The organism is Bacteroides sp. HF-4919 (assembly GCF_018860125.1).
Window position 1 is genome coordinate 86,492 of the sequence record NZ_JAHKNF010000010.1, and the last position, 17,895, is coordinate 104,386.

Here is a 17,895-nt window from a genome sequence, read left to right on the forward strand (position 1 = left end):
ACATGTTCATCAAGCATACGGGACAACATGAAAAAAGGATTCACCATACTGCTTCTTTTACTCTCATTGGCAGAAGTGTACGCACAAACAGAATTCACAACCAGCCTGCTTGATTCAAGACGTAACCGGATAGTGCCGGTAGCTGTTTACCGGCCAAAAAAAGAAAGCCCAGGACCGGAGTCATTATATTCAACCATGGATATGACGGAAACAAGAACGATAAATCGAACCAGAGTTATTCATATCTGACTCGTTTTTTGGCAGAAAAAGGATATTATGTGATAAGTATCCAACATGAATTGTCCGATGATCCTCTTTTGGCTATGGAAGGAAATTTTATGGAAACCCGTATGCCTAACTGGAAAAGAGGAGAAGAAAATATTCTCTTTACAATCCGGGAGTTTAAGAAGCTAAAACCGAACCTGCAATGGGAGAAACTTTGTGTGATAGGTCATTCAAACGGAGGTGATATAACCATGCTCACCGCAACAAATCATCCGGAACTGATAATGAAAGCTATCTCAATGGACCACCGGAGAATGATAATCCCAAGAACACAAAAGCCACGGATATACACGTTGAGAGGATGTGATTATGATGCTGATCCGGGTGTACTCCCAACCAGCGAGGAGCAACAGAAATTTCGAATAGAAGTTGTGCGACTGGATGGAGTTACACACAGTAACATGGGAGAAAACGGATCGGCAGAACAACACGATCTTATTAACCGACACATATATATGTTCTTAAATAACTAATTAATTTTCATGATATTATATAATACGCCATGACGTACCATGATACAATAAAACCCATAATCATAAGAAATCAGATCTATGAAGCAACAAGAAACTAATCCAGACAGCCTAATTGAGAACTATCTTCCGGCAGATTATTATGACTCTTTTTCAAAAGAGTTGCATAATAAGAATGCAATCTCCACTGACGAGTTTGCAGATATAGCTTTTAACCAACTACCCTCCTGGATTATCCGGCTTCTAAAAGTAAGAAATAGTATAGTCAAGCCTTTCGGACTCAATACAAACAGACGAATCACGGATATGGAGTGTGAAAGAAATCAACACGAAATAATCTTTGGAATGTCCGATAAACACTTGACTTTCTACGTATCCCTTTGGTGTAAGGTTTCCGAAGCCAACAGCCAAACTTTACGAATCACCACGATAGTCAAATACCACAACCGTTTGGGAAAACTCTACTTTTTCGTGATTCGTCCTTTCCATAAAGTTATTATTCGATCATTATTGGAGAGAGTAGAAAAAAGGTATAAACTTATATCTCTGGAGAGAGAAGCGTCTTGATATCAAGTAATTAAACATACTTTTTTATTGTTCCGAAATCTTTTTTACTACCGGTTTATCCGCTTCCGCCCAGTCCAATGTTACCATCTCCCCAGGAGAGAGCCACTGTGCAGCAATATGTTCTTTCAATACATATTGCTCCCCGATAGGATGACATAGAAAAGCGTGCATCGTAATTTCGAAATCAGGATAGATGTGATGGACTGTCAAAAGCTTCTCTCCCACTTCAATAGTATAATCCATTTCTTCCATAATTTCTCTTTGAAGTGCTTCCTGCAAAGATTCACCTTTCTCCACTTTTCCACCCGGAAATTCGTACCTGAAAGAAGTATATGAAAATTTAGTCCGTCCCCGTTGTACACAAAGATATTTTCCTCCAGATCTGATAACGGCTGCTACGACTTCTATACTTTTCATAATGACTGCGGTATTGGGTTTCGAAGATAATGGATGCAAAAGTAATAAAAGAATGTGGGAAAGGAGGAAATTAAAAGTAATAAAGACTAATCTTAAATATTTTCCCTACCTTTGTTAATCACCGGAATGTAAGTCCCATAACGATAAGACAATTAACAATTAATACATTGAAAAACAATTATCAGCATATAAAATGAACACCACTCCCCAACTCTACCAATCAGGTAACAGTGCACTCATGTCGAAGAAGAAAATTGCTTTCTTATGTTCCCGGCAAGTACCTGAAAATAAAACAGCATCTATTTATCGCTGGGCAAATCAATTATTACCGGAAAGAGATTGCATCCTTTGCGGAAATCATTCAAAAATGGAACAAGAGGTCTTTAATATACTATTGGAGAAGAAAATACCAGTCATTCTGGTACTAGCTGAAAGCATGAAAGAAGAATGGAGTAATCATATTAAGTTGGCACTCAAAGAGAAGAGGCTATTGATAGTAACTGCCTGTAATAGCCAGGTACACAGAATCAATCATCAATCTGCCTATGACCGGAATGAAATAATACTTTCATTTGCGGACCATGTTATAATCGGTTATTGTAAACCAGAAGGAAATATCGACAGACAAATTAGCGGAAAAACAAACATTACATTTTTACACAATTCGAATTACCTGCCGACAGAACCTACCCTTATGGAGAGAGCGGCAGACAGTGATGTTATAACCTATAGGACATCCACAAAAGGAGGAGAACTCTTTTTAGATATTAAACAGGACTTAAGCGGACAAGAATATCTAAAAATTACCCAAAGTAAACATCAAGGAAATAAGGGTTTCCACAGAGAAACGATTTTCATCAACAAGGATGAAATACTCCAGTTCAAACAAGAATTAGACCGAGCTATTGAATATTGGGGATTGAACCCTATAAAGCAAAAACAGACTCTTAGTTTCAAAAGAGAAGAGTATGGCAACGCCTATTTGCCATGGGAAAAGAGTGCAGATGATTATCTTCTCCGGTTGTATGCGGAAGGCAAAACCATTAACGAACTGACAGAGATATTCGAACGGAATGACGGAGCGATACGTTCCAGATTACAAAAACTGGGAATTAAATTAAGATAATGATATTATCTGGTTTTAAAACGACATCTCTTATTAAATACGGGTAGAGAGAAAAGGGTTTTACAAATGTGACACTGTAAAAAAATGATAGAAAAAGTAGTCAGCAATTCCAAAGGCATAGAAGAGAATCGAGTGGAAAAACACAGTAAAGGACATTGCAAATGTATTTAGAATCACTCTTAAAAGACATTCGTCCCTATATGAATTCTGACAAGAAATAATATATCTCCATCCCCACCTGCAATACCCCAATTACCGGTATACCATATTTAAATTTAAGATGCCGTGTCTTATGCCGAAACGTATACATCCCTGCCCATGCACCTAACGACCCTCCCGCTACGGCTATTCCCAGCAGGTGGACTTCGGGAGTACGCCATCGTTTTCGGGATGCGTTCCGTTTATCAATACCGTACATAACAAAAGAAACGGTATTCACGATTATCAGATATAAGAAAAGTAACTTCAACGGTTGGCTCTTTTTTAATTCGCCGGCAAAGATACGCATTTTTAATCAAGCCCGATTTGTCGGCCGAAAGATTCTCTGTATCTTTGCCCGCATGGCAGAGAGAAACGAATTACATAAAAGGAACAAGCATAACGGACAGTACGATTTTTCAAGACTGATGGAAGAGTATCCCCCGTTGAAGAAGTTCGTCGCACCGAACGCATACGGGACGACAAGTATCGATTTCTTTAATCCGCAGGCGGTGAAGGCACTCAACAAAGCCTTGTTGATAAGCTGTTACGGCATACGATACTGGGATATTCCTAAGAATTACCTGTGTCCGCCCATTCCGGGAAGAGCGGACTATATCCATTACATAGCGGATTTGATTCAACCCGAAAACCCGATACAGACAGAAGCAGCTACAAAAGCCACTCACCCATGCAGGTGTCTTGATATCGGTGTAGGTGCCAACTGTATCTACCCCATTATCGGACAAACAGAATATGGATGGACTTTCGTCGGTTCCGATATTGATCCTATCTCCATTGATAATGCACGAAAGATTGTAACTTGCAATCCGGCACTGGCCCATAAAATAGAACTCCGGCTGCAACGGGATAGCCAAAAGATATTTGAAGGGATCATTGCTCCGGATGAATACTTCGATGTAACCATCTGTAATCCTCCTTTCCACAGTTCCAGAGAAGAAGCTGAAAACGGGACGCTGCGTAAACTCAGTAGCCTAAAGGGGAGAAAAATAACCAAAGCCCGGCTCAACTTCGGAGGCAATGCCAACGAACTCTGGTGCGAAGGTGGAGAACTTCGTTTTCTGCTGACCATGATCGAAGAGAGCCGGAACTACCGAAAGAATTGCGGATGGTTCACCAGTCTGGTATCGAAAGAAAAGAACCTGGGTAAACTGACCGCCAAACTCAAATCAGTCGGTATATCTGAACATAGGATTATTGAGATGCACCAAGGTAGTAAAACCAGCCGGATTTTGACATGGAGATTCTGAGAAAGATATAGTTACTAAATTAGCAAGTATCTACTCAAATCTTTCAAGGAGGCGGCCTTAATAAAAGATCATCCGCAATGCAGAGATATCATTGAGGTTAAACAGTTTATCACTCCAAACAAACAAATTCCGGAAAACGTGTTTTAACACTGTATTAAAACTTGTTTTCTACAAACAAAAGACTTGTCCTTTAACTGTGAAAAAGAAGTCCTTTGTTTGCAAACAATCAGAATCATTCATTCCGAATTAACACTGTTAATAGGAAAACGATACATCATTATGAACATATTAATCCTTAGCAATGCTGACAGTTGCCGCAGCCGGATCGCACAGGCTCTTCTTTCCTCGCTTGGAAAAGGTATGAAAATATATTCTGAAGGAGCAGTTGCTCCCGCGATGTACTTGCGGAGCCAACGACTTTTGCAGATGTGAGTGAGGGAAATTACTCCCTCACCTCTTGCTTTATCAGCCGTGTCACGCTTGTAATATTTCGCTTGTCTTTATTCAGGATATAAGTATATTTGTAATCGCTTGCCCGGTAAGAAGTAGGCGAACTATTCACCAGGATAATATTCCGGTTATTGGCAAAGTCCAAAATACCTTTAATATTATTGGGATGCAGTTTTCCGATCTCGTCCATCATGCAGTGCAGCTTGAAATCGTTGAACTGGTGCGATGCCTTTTCCTTGAACACATTCAGCAACATGATGTTAATCATGGCCTTCACCAGAATATCCGTTCCGTCGGAACCTACATTTGCCAGTTTCTCCACCCATCCGCTGTCATTATCGTTCTCCACAATGCGAAACTGAAGTTCGAAAGTATCAGAAAGCGTCAGTTCCTTTTCCTTGTTCAGTGCCAGTTCTTTCACCAGCGACTGCAATAAACTTACCGCCTGCCGATTCTGTTCCACAAGCTCCTCCTGACCGAACAGGCTAAACATGCCCAGAGCACCCGGTTGATTCCGGTCGCAAAACTCTTTGATGGTAACAAAATGTTGCATGATACGATTGCCACTGGGCACAATCTGTAAGGCAATGCTTTTGATGACCCCGGCGAAATTGCGTTCCACAAAGTCACTATTGATGTCGTTGATAGTTTTGCGAATCAACCCTTCTTTTGAAAGCATATCCGCCGTCTCTTTCCCGATCCGGTGAATCAAGTCGGTATATGCTTCATTCGAACGACGTTCAAAGTCAATGATCTTATCATTATCAATGAACTCTTTGAGATCGGCAGCAAAGGTCATAAACTCGTCGCGCTTTGTAAGACGTGTACGGAAGTTGAACGTATTCTGTTCGGAGAAGTTACCCGTAAAGCGACCGACCGCTTCCCGGAAGTCCTTTTCTTGTTCAATCTGCCGATAATGATTCTGTGTCAGCTCCTCTATCACTTTCTTGCAGCGCTTCACACTCTCTGCTTCCACTCCCGTTTGCAGTACAGGCGGACAAATATTGAGTGTTTTGAAGTTCTCAGTCTCCCGGATATCCTCTTCTAAATGCTTCAGGCGGGTATTTGTCTCAACTAATTGCTTGTTCAGTCCCGTTACTTTCTGATTCAGTTCTTCTTCCTTCAAGCGGAACTTCTCTTTCTCACCGTCCAGTTCTTTCTCGGCCAACTGCTTTCCATTTCTGAATTCGTCCATACGGTCGAAGAATTCCCGCTTATCCTTTTCGTAATCGTAAACCAGACGGCGGTGCTGCTCGATAAACGCTAACTCCTGTTCCGTGCGGGCCACTTCATTACGCAGGGCAGTGATACGTTCCGTATCCACCCCTTTTCCGAAAAGTTCATGCAACAGGTCCTTATCCATTGTCTCCAGCAGTTCATCGGTTTTCTTCTTTTCAGAGGCAATGGACTGATGGATCTCCTCCTGCTTGTTACGGATCAGAGTGTCTTCTTCCTGCATTCTCTGGTTACGTTCCTTCTCTTTCTGGCGGATTCGGGTTTCAAGTAAGTGATTGAACTGTTCCAGTTCCGCCGCTGACTCCTGCAAACTGTGTGTAGCCTCAGCCAACTGTTTTTCCAACTGTTCCAGCAATATACGTTTCTCCTCACCTGCCTTCTGCTCCAGCATGATTTCATCTGCTTTCAGAACCTGAATACGCTTATCATTCTGTTCCATACAGTAAGCGGACTGAGCCATCTCTTCCTTATAAGTATTAAGGACAGTCTGGTGTTTCTTCCGGATGGCAGCCAGCTCTTTCTCTTTTTCCTCTATCGACTTCTCAAGATTCTGCTGCCATTCATGTATCTCCTTACGGATTGCTTCCTGCTCTGCGGCATACTCCTGCACACTTTTCACTTCTTTCCGGATAGCCGAAAGATCGAGTTTGATGCCATAGAAAGAATCTTGTCCGGTATCCGGAACAGATTGGGGATTGAGTTCCTTACTGAATAAAACAAGTTTTTCGTCTACCACCTTACCAATGGTATTCTCCCATCCCGGACAATTTCGGCTCAACCATTCATAAAGTGATCCCTGACAGTTATCAAGTAACCGGTCTATCTCCGCCACTTTTTCTCTACCAACCGCAATCTGCTGCTCTATTTCCTTCTGACGGACGCCCGACTGTTGCTCACAGGCAGTCTGATCCAGTTCCCATTGCCGACGTACCAGCCCCATTTGTTGTTCTGCCTCTTTCAGCTTCAACCGGCATTCGTGATTCTCCTTTTCCAATGCAACGCGTTCCGTCCGGCAGGCCTGTAACTCTTCTTCATGGAAAGTCCGGTGCAGGCACTTCTCCCGTTCCATCTTCAACTGATAGATGCCCTCTTTTTTCTTTTCTGTCTGTTCTCGCAGGAGGGTCAACTTCCCTACTTCCTGCTCACGCACCTCTTTCAATATTTTATCGTACTCCTTTCGTACAGCCTCCTTACGTTCGATAGCACGTAAATGGAGCGTATTCAGCTCAGCATTTTTACCGTTACGGAAACGTTCAAAGGCACTGGAAGCCTGTTCCTTCAGTAGCTTATACTGGCTGTTGATGTCGTCAAAGCGGGCAGTCAACATGGTCAACTGCTCCTCCAACATCTGTTTGTGGAGTATGGCTTCGGGCTCCGCATTCACCCGGTCGCACACATTATAAATATCCTGCGACTCATACCGTTCCTTTCGTTCACGCGCAGTTCTCAAGTTCTCGTTCTGTACCCTGACAAGCCCCAGCAAACGGTCGCGCTCACTCTGGAATTTCCCGGAAAGTTCCTCAAGCTGGTGTTTCTCTTTTGCCAACTCTTTCAACAGTTCCTCTTTCTTCTGTTGCAGTGAAGGGAGCAGTTCCTGTGCCATCCGGAAAGTATAATTCAGTTCCCCAGCCAGCGTACGCGCCTGTTGCTCCAGATAATGCATTTCCCTATAAAGCTCAATTACCCGGTCAGCCTGCCGGCGAACAGTAACCTCGCCGTTCTTGTTCTTCCTGAACCACTTGCTGATATCAGTCACCTCTTCATCGAACCGTCGCAGATGATGGGCATATTGCCCCAGATCGATACGCACATCTTCTTCGTTCAGTGACATGATGATGGTTTGCTTGATGAACTCAGCATCGAGCTTTGAATTCAGGAAAACATTCTGAATGGTACGCGGTATATTCTGGTACTGACGGCTCTCGGTAATGGCAAACTTCCGTAACTCCGGAGGAAGCCCCCGGTTGTTGCCGAAAATGATGTCACGATACTCCTCATACGTCTCTACGCGACGGCTCTTATAGACAAAGCTGCCAAGGGCATCGCGTATCTGATCCCACTCTTCATAAGCCTTTCCTTCGGGAGAAATAAAATATTCTTTTTTGTAACCCGTTCCCAGAAAACGGAAACAAACTCTCCCCTGGGAGCGAAAAGCCAACACACAATACGATGCATCGTCTACGGTCACTTCATAAATAATATATGAATTGAGGTACGGAAAGTAATATTCGTCAAAGCTCTTTTTCTCTTTTGATATGCCCAGCTTCGTCTTGTCGGCATTGTAAAAGAAAAGCAGCGCACGTAACGCCGTACTCTTCCCCACCCCCTGTGTACCGATAAAGTGGACATTGCCGTCTATCTGTATTTCGGCATATTGTATACGGGCACTATTGATGAAAACAATTTTATTCAGGTATCTCATTCTGTATTTCTTCTGATATGTTAATACAAGCGACCAACTCTTCCAGATAGCCGAAAGCCGCTACTACTTTATAGGTGGAAGTGATCTCGTTCTCCAGTTCAATGAAGCCGTCACGTTTCAGGTCATTCACTATTTTATCGATCATCTCTTCGTGCTTCTCCCGTCCGACAAGTTTCTTCAATCCGGCGAGTTTCTCTTTCAGTTCCAGGTCGGTACCTACTTTTACGACCATATCGGCCGGCTGGAAACGGAATCCGGATGAAAAAGCCGCATCGTAGGTTTTAATGAAATCAAGCACATCAATCCAGCGGGTGGCAATCTCTAACTTACGCTCCAGATCGACTTTATTTTCCCGACGGGAGAAATAATAATATTCATTCCCGCTCTCAAGGATAAAGTTGATGGCGGCAAAGAAATCGTACAACTCCGACTGATTATCTTCGATCACCGTATAGAGTTGGCGGATATTGGGATTGGTACTGTCGGAAGAGATGAATCCTCCTTTACTCAGTATTTCAAATATTTCAGCAGTTTGTTTAATCATTACTATAATGGCTTTGAGTTCGGGTTCACCACCGAGGACACAGAGGACACAGAGAATATCTTTCTCTTAAACATCCTGATAAACAAAAGATTAAAACTCTGTGTCCTCGGTGGTGAATCGTATTCGTTTCTAAACTATTTCGCCTGTCCTTTCCGAATAAATCAGTGCATATTCCACCCCACCCATTCTGCCATAATCACCGGTGATACGGAGTTCTTCGTAAAACTGGGATACAATCTGGCAGTAGAACGTTATCCGCTCATCAAAAGAAACCTCTTGTGCGAAAGGATAGGCAGCCACAAACGAAAACAAATCTTCTTCAGCCTGCATAAACCGCTTCTTCACTTCTTCCAGATTGATATAAGCCTCTTCCGATATATGGGTCTCAAGAGAGTCTTCGGCAATACTGCCGGCCACATTCCGGGTCAGGATGGCACGCTTGCCGATCATGGTTATCACTTTACGGATGCTCTCCAACACTTCATCATCATTACGAAGATATTCTACGGAAAGACGTAACGGATAAGCCGGTGCAGGTTCGAACCAGACACTGTCTTTCTGCATCAACACCTCGCAGATATTGGTTCGTTCCTCCAGTTCGAACTGATCTTTCAGGTATTTCAGCTGCCGGATCTTAACCCGGATCTTGTTCTGATACTCTATTTTGTTCAGATAGCTGATAATCTGCTTTTGTATCTCGATCAGGTTGTGGAAACATTCATTGAGCTGTATTCGTACGTTTGCCACCACAATCCCCAGTTCCTCGTCCGGTATCCGCCGGAAGAAGCGGTCTTCTTCATTGGCAAGAAGCTCCTCGCTCACTTTTATCAATGCCTCGATATCCCGCCGTTTCTCGTCCAGGCGAACCAGTTTTTTCTTCTTGATCTGATAGTTCGGCTCATTCTTGAAAGTGCTGTCGATGTTACGCTTCAGGTCGATCACATTGCGCAAGGTAGTCAGGGCGATATTACGTAATATCCGCTTGATGGTACGCAGATAGGTAGTTTTCCGTTTCTCGTGGTTTTCTTGCTGATAATAGGAGATAGTATCTTTGAGATAACTGATATGCTCGTTGACAAACGAAGTGTTGATCTCTTCATTCACTTCGAGTACCTGCTCGAAGAAATGCAGATAAATATCCTCCATCTCAAGAAACGAACCATTCTCACGAAGCACTCCGTGATCGATCAGGCTCTGTATACGTTGTAGTTTATATTCTGTCAGTTCCAGTGCATATTCCCGCCGGAAGGATTGCTGTTTCCGCTTGCTGAACATCTGTTTCAGCAGGAGCTGTTCTCGGCTCATCATCTTCAGCAACTCGTCGATAGAGTGAAATGTAGTCATGTATAACGGCTATAAGCTTTTCAGGATTCCTTATCTTATCAGTTTTTTCTTCATTCCCCGGGCTAACTCTTCCTTGATAAAAGTCATCAATGGCTTACCCACTACAATAAACATGACCGCTACCAGAATCATCAGAATGCCAAGCATTAATCTGGGAGTCAGCCGTTCGCCAAAAATCATCACCCCGAAGAAAAGTGCCGTCACCGGCTCCAATGCTCCCAGAATGGCAGTAGGCGTAGAGCCGATGCTATGAATGGAAACAGCCGTACATACCAATGATATGACGGTAGGCAAGAAAGCCATGGCAAGAATATTGCCCCAGGCAGGAAACGAAGGAACAGCCTGAAGATCCGCGCAGAAATTCAGGCGGACTATATAAATGGAAAGACCGAACAACAGCGCGTAAAAAGTCAGCTTGGCCGTAGACATCAACTTCAGCGTGGAATGGTTGACACCGACTATATAGACAGCGTAAGACAGTGAGGAAAGGATAACGAGCAACATACCGACCAGACTCAGCGTTTCGCCTCCCTCCCCTTTGTAAAGCAGTCCGATGCCGGAAAGGGCGAGCAGAATGCAAAAGACGGTCAGCAACGACACTTTCTCGTGGAAAAACAGGAACATGATAAGCGCCACCATCACCGGATAGACAAATAAGATGGTGGAAGCAATGCCTGCATCCATGTGCTTATAGCTCAGAAACAACAGCAGTGAAGAGGCAGAAAAAAGCAGTCCGCCTGCAACCAGAGGCAATATCTCGTTCCTTTTCAGGGCAAACGACTGTCCCTGCACTTTCATCAGAATCCCCAAAATAAGTACGGCAAACCCGTAACGATAGAACAATACAGAGTCCACCGACATCCCTTCTTTATAGAGCGGCAGTGTAAACAACGGATTCATGCCGTAAGTAGCAGCAGCCACAGCTCCGCAAACAAATCCTTTAGCCTTACTATTAATATTCATTATTATATTCAATTTTCGGGGTGCAAAGATACAGTTTTTTGGAGATGTTGGTTACTTTTGCGTCAATTCTAACAGAGATTAAAATTGAGCAAAAACCGTATTGATCAGGAAAAGAGAGTGGTAGAGCTGATGATCCGTCTTTACTGCCGTAAAAAAGAAAAGAATGTCACGCTTTGCCCCCAATGCGAAGAGTTGCTTCGCTATGCGCATGCCCGGCTGGACCGCTGCCCTTTTGGGGAGAAAAAGAAAGCATGCAAGCAATGCAGCGTACACTGCTACAAACCTGCCATGCGGGAACGGATGAAACAAGTAATGCGTTTCTCCGGTCCCCGAATGCTGATTTATGCACCTTGGGAAGCAATCAGGCATCTGTTTGGATAAGCAGGCACAGAGAAGAATATTATTATTATAATTGCATTATTACTTTATAATAATTATCTTTGCTTATTAAAGTAACGAACCATGACTATCATCAGAAACCCCTTTATAACCAGTGGATATGTATCTTCCGATTATTTCTGCGACCGGGAGAAAGAGAGCGAAACCCTGATCCGGGAAGTAAGCAACGGAAACAATCTCGCCCTGATCTCTACCCGGAGAATGGGGAAAACCGGATTGATTCAGCATTGCTTCCGCGAAAGGAAAATCCGGAAGGACTACTATACCTTTTTTATAGATATATATGCCACCAAATCACTTCGTGACTTTGTATTCGCACTGAGCAAAGAGATTCTGGAAGAATTAAAACCTTCCGGCAAGAAAGCTTTGCAACTCTTTTGGAAAAGCGTCAAATCATTGCATACAAGCGTATCTTTCGACATCAACGGCACTCCTTCACTGAGTCTGGGACTGGGAGACATACAAGCTCCGGCAACAACGCTGGACGAAATTTTCCATTACCTGAACCATGCCGACAAGCCCTGCCTGGTAGCCATCGACGAGTTTCAGCAGATAGCCGGATATGCGGAGGATAATGTAGAAGCAACCTTGCGCACCTATGTCCAGCATTGCAGCAATGCCCATTTTATCTTTGCCGGAAGCCAGCGCCACATCATGGGAAATATGTTCCTCACCCCTTCGCGCCCATTCTATCAGAGTGTTTCCATGATGCATCTTGAAAGTATTCCTTTGGCAAAATACACTGCTTTCGCGCAACTGCACTTCGCCCAAGCAGGAAAAAGCATCACCGATGAAACGGTTGAAACCATCTACCGACGATTTGACGGCATCACCTGGTACATGCAGAAAGTGCTCCACACACTTTACGACATGACTCCCGCACAGGGAACCTGTGAAGTGAAGATGGTGGAGGAGGCCATCCGCCAAATCATCGACTCGTTCAAGTTCACCTATTCCGAAATACTGTTCCGCATACCGGAAAAACAGAAAGAGTTACTAATCGCCATCACAAAAGAGGGAAAAGCGAAGGCCATTACTTCGGCAGCTTTTATCAAGAAGTACAAGCTATCCTCTTCCAGCTCCGTACAATCGGCTCTGAAAGGTCTGCTCGAAAAAGATTTCATCACTCAGGAGTTGGGAATATACCAGATATACGATCAATTTTTAGGTATCTGGCTAAAAGAGAACTATTAAGTCCTTCAAAAGCCAAACACTCCAAGAAAGAAATTCCAATAGATTTCTTTCAAAAAGACAGTAAAACCCCTTATCTGCCGACAGCCTCCATTTACAAAAAGAGACAAATAGAGGGATGGAGCAACAGATAATGAAAAAACATGCAAGGACAAGCCTTTATTCTCTCATAAAAATGCAATAAAAAGCAGATATATGCAGTCCCCCACTCTATCAGAGCCTTTGTTGACAGCAAAGAAAGGGTGCGTTAGTCCCAAACGGACGGTGCATTGGCTTCAAAGAGACGGTGCGTTCCTCTACGAGCAACGCCGCACGGGTAAAAAAGAAGAGTAAGATGGGCTGTTTACGAACTATCAGAGCCACCGTGCCGCACGAATCAAATCTACTAAAAGAAAGTAATCACACACAAAAAAGATCATTTACTAAGATCATAAAAACATATATCACACAATTTTCCAACAATATCCCAAATTCTCCATCATATTGCTTTACCTTAATCCTCCTACAAGCGTTTTTTCAGTCGCCACATCCTCCGGGCATGAAACCAAGACTGCCTGAGAGTGATAGAATATACAAAATGACATTTTATCGCCGCTACAATTTCCCCTCCTTTATTCTGCCAACCTTATAAAAACAGCATTTTAAAACGGAAGGTCGCATTTTAGAAAGATTTAATTATCTTTGTTGCTGCAAACCCAGTTATATTTCACCTTTTCGTAAGGAAATGATATACACAGCATCCTCCGCCGCCGACCAAACCGCCTGCTGGATTACAGGCATTGTTATTGCTGCCCTGATCTTTCTTTTTGTGAAGTTCGCGGCAAAAGGCAGCAAACCATTGGAGAAGATAATGCTGGCATCGGGCTGCGTAATCGTACTGCTGACTACACTCATCGTCAAGGTGCCGGCACCCGACAGCTTCAACCCGGAAACCGGATTTTCGGAGAAAGAAAGAAGAAAAGACAGACGGATACTCATACGAATATTCTCGTCCATCGGGCTGACAGCCCTGTGGTTCATACCGATACGGAACACTGAATGGTTCGAAGCCCTGATTGAAAAACATATCTGGGTGACTCCCGCAATGCTGGCAGTGTTCCTACTCGCAGGATGGATCCTTACCGGACAACTGACCCGATGGTACACAAAAGAGCGCCGGACGGATAAACACACCGGACGGAAAAAACGTTCTTCTCAAAGAAACAGAACACCATAAAAGTAAATTCAAATATGAAACGAGCCGTTATCATAGGAGCTACTTCAGGCATTGGACGTGAAGTAGCCAAACAACTTCTCCTACAGGGCTGGCACCTCGGTATTGCAGGGCGCCGGCTTCCGTCACTCGAAGCTTTGCAGAGCAGCGCACCGGACCGCGTAGAAGTCGCCGCACTGGACGTCACCCAACCGGATGCAGCCCCCAAATTGAGTAACCTGATCAGGCGAGTCGGAGGTATGGATCTGTTTCTGCTGAGCTCCGGCATCGGTTATCAGAACATAGGGCTGAATCCGGACATCGAACTGGAAACCACCCGTACCAATGTGGAAGGGTTCACCCGTATGGTGGACACTGCTTTCAATTACTTCCGTGAGCACGGCGGCGGACAACTGGCTGTGATCAGTTCCGTTGCGGGAACAAAGGGATTGGGAGTGGCACCTGCCTACTCTGCCACAAAGCGTTTTCAGAACACCTATATCGACGCACTGGAACAGTTGGCATGCATGCAAAAACTGAACATCTGTTTTACGGACATCCGCCCGGGCTTTGTGTCTACCGACCTGCTGAACGACGGAAAACGTTATCCGCTATTGATGCAACCGGAAAAGGTAGCCCGGCAGATTGTACGGGCATTGCACCACCGGAAACGAGTGGCAGTGATCGACTGGCGCTATGCTGTCATTGTCTTTTTCTGGCGGATGATTCCGCGCTGGATATGGAAACGGCTGCCGATACGGACAGGAAAGACTATGTGACAAGAATATATATCCCTATTGAATAATTCATTAAAAACAAAGAAAGAATGGAACAGAAATTTTGCCAGAGCTGCGGTATGCCGCTTAGCCCGGAAGTATTGGGAACAGAAAAAGATGGCAGCAAGAACGAAGAATACTGCACCTATTGTTATGCCGACGGACATTTCACCGTGGATTGCACGATGGACGAAATGATCAACCATTGCGCACAATTCGTTGACGAATTTAACAAAGATTCGGAAGTGAAAATGACGAAGGAAGAGGCCATTGCGAACATGAAGCAATTCTTCCCGATGCTGAAGAGATGGAAACAGTGAAACATAACTCAAACAGACATCTGTGACGCATAAACAAAGGAGAATGTGTCGAAACTCACCACAGAGGGCACAGAGTAACACAGAGTGAATTTTAAGTCATCGATGATTAATATTCTAATCTGTGGCAATCTGTGTAATCCTCTGGTGAAAAGGCGTTTGACACATCTCCTGCTGTATCGGAAGAGGTACCGTTTATTCCACCGGATGCCGCTTCAGCCAGGCTACAGCATACGAACATGTCGCTTTCGGTTTCAGACCTTGTCCGGCAGCATATTTGTAGGTTGCTTCTACCAGAGCTGCCGCAATCCCCTTTCCTTCCAGAGGGGGAGGAACGATGGTATGCATAATGTCCAGCGTTCCATCTTCTACTTCATACTCCACAAAAGCAGTCATTCCATTCTTTTCCAGTTCAAAACGATTCCGCTCCGGGCGGTGAGTTACTTCATATTCTTCCATTTTCCAATCTCCTTTTTGTTTAGGTTAATATAGATTATTTAAAATTCTTCTCCCTCTGCTCCACCCAAATCAACTTATCCACATCATACCCCCTGCGGATGGCAGCATCCAGTAATTTCTTCTTTATCTCTTCCGGCAGAATGGGCGTACGGCTCAATATCCACAGATACTTGTCCGAACTGCTGCCGATCAGTACATAATTATACTCCTCCTGATCCAACTCCAAAACATAATAGTCTGAATAAAAGGACAGAAAAAAGGATACCTTCAGTTTGCCCGGTTGCGACGAATCGGGAACCTTTGCCCGTCCTTCCGCTGTTTTACAGACATCATACGGCTTTTTATGCTTACATCCCCGGTTCTCTACGCGAACGGTTCCGTCGGGCAGCAATGTGTAAGTTGCCGTCACCTCCGACAGTCCCCGCTCAAAGTGGTGGTCGAAACGGGCTATCTCGTACCATGTACCCATATAACGTTGCAGATCCAGTTCGTCCACCGTACTGTGGTCCGTGCCCTCAAAAAAGGCTTCGATGGTCGGTTTATCAAAGCGGAAACCTGCCTCGAGCAAGCGTGTGGGACGCACATTCTGTCCCGACGTTAAGAAGGAAGCCGCTTCACCATATTGCATCCGAAAAAACCAACGTGGTATCACCACCTTCATCCAGGCATGATAGCGCGCTGCCATCGCCCGGGTAAACGCATATTGTGAAACCTGTTGCGGAACCACCAGATTGAACACTCCGCTTAATACTTCGTGGTTGATGATGAACTCCATCGCACGGCAAAGATCCTGGATTCCAATCCAGGGAAAAGGCTGTGTGCCCGGAGCAATCACACCGGCTACCCGTGTTATCCGAAGCGGACGCAACATCTGCTCCATTGCCCCGCCATCGGGTGAGAGCACTATGCCAAAACGGGTGATAGCCAGCCTTGTCTGTGAAGGGCAACGGCGAGCCTCTTTCTCCCAGGCGTAGCAAAGTTCCGCCAGGAAACCGCTGCCGCGAGTATTGGTATATTCGTCAAACGTCCCATCTTCCGGATAATATCCTACGGCAGAAGCGGAAATCATTAACCGCGGCTTTGTCTTTACCGCATCCATGGCCCGGATGATGCGATGCGTCACCTTGATACGGCTGTCATAAAGCTCTTTCTTATACTCCGGCATCCAGCGTTTACTGATGGGTGCTCCTGCCAGATTGATGACTACATCGCAATGCGACAAGGCCTGAATTAAATGTCCCGATGTACCTTCACGAAACATGGGTCTCCCCAGAGGGACTATCCGGTGCCCCCTTTCCGTAAGGTACTCTGTAAGATGCTTGCCTATGAAACCGGAGGCCCCGCTAATTGCTATATTCATCTGAATCTCCTTTTTTTAGGAATATAACGCAGGCAAAGCGGGTAAAGTTCACCTCATAGTCATCTTACGCAACTCTTCGAGCGAACCGTTAAATACATTCAAATCTACATCATGGTGAATACCGGGTACACTTCCGATATCTGTATGCTGCCAGAAATGCCATTTTCCCTGATACTTCACCGAGTCGACATAGTAATGGGCAATCCAATAGGGATAGGCATTGAAAAGCGAATCGTCCAGATAGTGGGTTTTGAATTTATATGAAGTATAGAGGATAGGCTTCACACCATAATGCGCTTCCACCCGGTCGAGCCATTTCTTGATGCTCTGCTGCAACTCCTTCTTAGATTTCTTGCCTGACAGCTCCACATCGAGCACCGGGGGAAGATCGCCACTATCGAGCTTTACGGTACGGATAAAAAAGTCAGCCTGCTTCAAGGCATCCGTACGGGGAGTAAAGAAATGGTAGGCCCCACGGATAAAGCCATGCTGGCGTGCCTGTTCAAAGTTTTGCTTGAAGGTATCATCGCCATGGTCGCCTCCTTCGGTGGCCTTCATAAAAATAAAGTGAAGCGGGAAATCAGTCTCCTTGTTCTGTTTCAGTTCCTCCCAGTCGATGTTTCCCTGATAATGGGAAATATCGATACCATGCACTTCGTAACCACAAGGAATGCAAACGCCATACTCTTTCCGCCCGTAGCATTCTTTCCAGCGATAGGAATAAGGACGGATAACGAAATAGTAAAAAGCAACAGAAAACAGACCGACAACAACGAGCGCAAGGGTGTTGCGCAACCAAACAGGCATGGTACGGGAGGCTTTCTTTTTCGCTTTTCTCTTCCGTACCGACGTATGGCGACGGGGAGCGGGTTTATTAGAAACAGAAGTGGTTCGTGAAGACTTCATTG

At 44.6% G+C, this 17,895-nt stretch carries 18 protein-coding genes and 1 pseudogene; 10 read left to right on the forward strand and 9 right to left on the reverse strand.

Going from position 1 to position 17,895, the window contains the following annotated elements:
• The first annotated feature begins 27 nt into the window (after positions 1-27).
• Positions 28-758: pseudogene (locus KO473_RS17085) on the forward strand (alpha/beta hydrolase).
• 78 nt (positions 759-836) lie between these two features.
• Positions 837-1,322, forward strand: coding sequence for a DUF2867 domain-containing protein (locus KO473_RS17090; RefSeq protein ID WP_005820907.1), 486 nt, complete (start codon positions 837-839; stop codon positions 1,320-1,322).
• Positions 1,323-1,346: 24 nt separating this feature from the next.
• Here the strand turns inward: KO473_RS17090 and KO473_RS17095 are convergent, their stop codons facing one another.
• Positions 1,347-1,739: a (deoxy)nucleoside triphosphate pyrophosphohydrolase gene (locus KO473_RS17095; protein WP_005780108.1), complete on the reverse strand. Its 393-nt coding sequence runs from the start codon at positions 1,737-1,739 to the stop codon at positions 1,347-1,349.
• A gap of 238 nt (positions 1,740-1,977) precedes the next feature.
• Here KO473_RS17095 and KO473_RS17100 point away from each other — a divergent pair, with 238 nt between their 5' ends.
• Positions 1,978-2,865, forward strand: a complete 888-nt coding sequence (locus KO473_RS17100; RefSeq protein ID WP_234060313.1) for a DUF3276 family protein — start codon at positions 1,978-1,980, stop codon at positions 2,863-2,865.
• 196 nt (positions 2,866-3,061) lie between these two features.
• Here KO473_RS17100 and KO473_RS17105 read toward each other — a convergent pair whose 3' ends face one another.
• The gene (locus KO473_RS17105) at positions 3,062-3,334 is read right to left on the reverse strand and encodes a DUF1294 domain-containing protein (protein ID WP_032537503.1); all 273 of its coding nucleotides are present in this window, start codon (positions 3,332-3,334) and stop codon (positions 3,062-3,064) included.
• Between the two features lie 91 nt (positions 3,335-3,425).
• Here KO473_RS17105 and rlmF point away from each other — a divergent pair, with 91 nt between their 5' ends.
• Both rlmF and KO473_RS17115 read left to right on the forward strand, forming a co-directional pair.
• Complete coding sequence (gene rlmF / locus KO473_RS17110; protein WP_122130712.1) at positions 3,426-4,334, forward strand: 23S rRNA (adenine(1618)-N(6))-methyltransferase RlmF; 909 nt, start codon at positions 3,426-3,428, stop codon at positions 4,332-4,334.
• Between the two features lie 279 nt (positions 4,335-4,613).
• Positions 4,614-4,766 (forward strand): hypothetical protein, encoded by a 153-nt coding sequence (locus tag KO473_RS17115; RefSeq protein WP_005820910.1) that lies wholly within the window; start codon positions 4,614-4,616, stop codon positions 4,764-4,766.
• A 10-nt stretch (positions 4,767-4,776) separates the two neighbouring features.
• Here the strand turns inward: KO473_RS17115 and KO473_RS17120 are convergent, their stop codons facing one another.
• From KO473_RS17120 to KO473_RS17135, 4 genes are all read right to left on the reverse strand, one after another.
• Positions 4,777-8,442 (reverse strand): ATP-binding protein, encoded by a 3,666-nt coding sequence (locus KO473_RS17120; RefSeq protein ID WP_122130711.1) that lies wholly within the window; start codon positions 8,440-8,442, stop codon positions 4,777-4,779.
• Positions 8,426-8,986, reverse strand: coding sequence for a hypothetical protein (locus KO473_RS17125; RefSeq protein ID WP_005780122.1), 561 nt, complete (start codon positions 8,984-8,986; stop codon positions 8,426-8,428). Before KO473_RS17125 ends, KO473_RS17120 begins: the two co-directional genes overlap by 17 nt.
• Before the next feature lie 129 nt (positions 8,987-9,115).
• Positions 9,116-10,330: a hypothetical protein gene (locus tag KO473_RS17130; RefSeq protein ID WP_032530368.1), complete on the reverse strand. Its 1,215-nt coding sequence runs from the start codon at positions 10,328-10,330 to the stop codon at positions 9,116-9,118.
• Between the two features lie 30 nt (positions 10,331-10,360).
• Positions 10,361-11,293 carry a DMT family transporter gene (locus tag KO473_RS17135; RefSeq protein ID WP_005807317.1) on the reverse strand — a complete coding sequence of 311 codons (933 nt, stop codon included), beginning with the start codon at positions 11,291-11,293 and terminating at the stop codon, positions 10,361-10,363.
• A gap of 84 nt (positions 11,294-11,377) precedes the next feature.
• On the opposite strand from KO473_RS17135, the gene KO473_RS17140 reads away from it, so the two are divergent.
• From KO473_RS17140 to KO473_RS17160, 5 genes are all read left to right on the forward strand, one after another.
• Positions 11,378-11,674: a nitrous oxide-stimulated promoter family protein gene (locus tag KO473_RS17140; RefSeq protein WP_005780129.1), complete on the forward strand. Its 297-nt coding sequence runs from the start codon at positions 11,378-11,380 to the stop codon at positions 11,672-11,674.
• A gap of 81 nt (positions 11,675-11,755) precedes the next feature.
• A complete protein-coding gene (locus KO473_RS17145) occupies positions 11,756-12,886 on the forward strand; it encodes an ATP-binding protein (RefSeq protein ID WP_005820915.1) in 1,131 nt (376 codons plus the stop codon).
• A 721-nt stretch (positions 12,887-13,607) separates the two neighbouring features.
• On the forward strand, positions 13,608-14,099 hold the full coding sequence (locus KO473_RS17150) for an accessory gene regulator B family protein (RefSeq protein WP_005820917.1): 492 nt from the start codon (positions 13,608-13,610) through the stop codon (positions 14,097-14,099).
• Positions 14,100-14,113: 14 nt separating this feature from the next.
• Positions 14,114-14,854, forward strand: coding sequence for an SDR family oxidoreductase (locus tag KO473_RS17155; RefSeq protein ID WP_005820920.1), 741 nt, complete (start codon positions 14,114-14,116; stop codon positions 14,852-14,854).
• Positions 14,855-14,901: 47 nt separating this feature from the next.
• On the forward strand, positions 14,902-15,171 hold the full coding sequence (locus KO473_RS17160; protein WP_005807327.1) for a zinc ribbon domain-containing protein: 270 nt from the start codon (positions 14,902-14,904) through the stop codon (positions 15,169-15,171).
• Positions 15,172-15,363: 192 nt separating this feature from the next.
• Here the strand turns inward: KO473_RS17160 and KO473_RS17165 are convergent, their stop codons facing one another.
• The 3 genes from KO473_RS17165 to KO473_RS17175 are packed head-to-tail and all read right to left on the reverse strand — an operon-like array spanning position 15,364 to position 17,893.
• Positions 15,364-15,627 (reverse strand): GNAT family N-acetyltransferase, encoded by a 264-nt coding sequence (locus KO473_RS17165; RefSeq protein ID WP_005780139.1) that lies wholly within the window; start codon positions 15,625-15,627, stop codon positions 15,364-15,366.
• Between the two features lie 34 nt (positions 15,628-15,661).
• Positions 15,662-16,987, reverse strand: a complete 1,326-nt coding sequence (locus tag KO473_RS17170; RefSeq protein WP_216035134.1) for a TIGR01777 family oxidoreductase — start codon at positions 16,985-16,987, stop codon at positions 15,662-15,664.
• A 48-nt stretch (positions 16,988-17,035) separates the two neighbouring features.
• Positions 17,036-17,893 (reverse strand): glycoside hydrolase family 25 protein, encoded by an 858-nt coding sequence (locus KO473_RS17175; RefSeq protein ID WP_005780142.1) that lies wholly within the window; start codon positions 17,891-17,893, stop codon positions 17,036-17,038.
• Between the last annotated feature and the right edge of the window lie 2 nt (positions 17,894-17,895).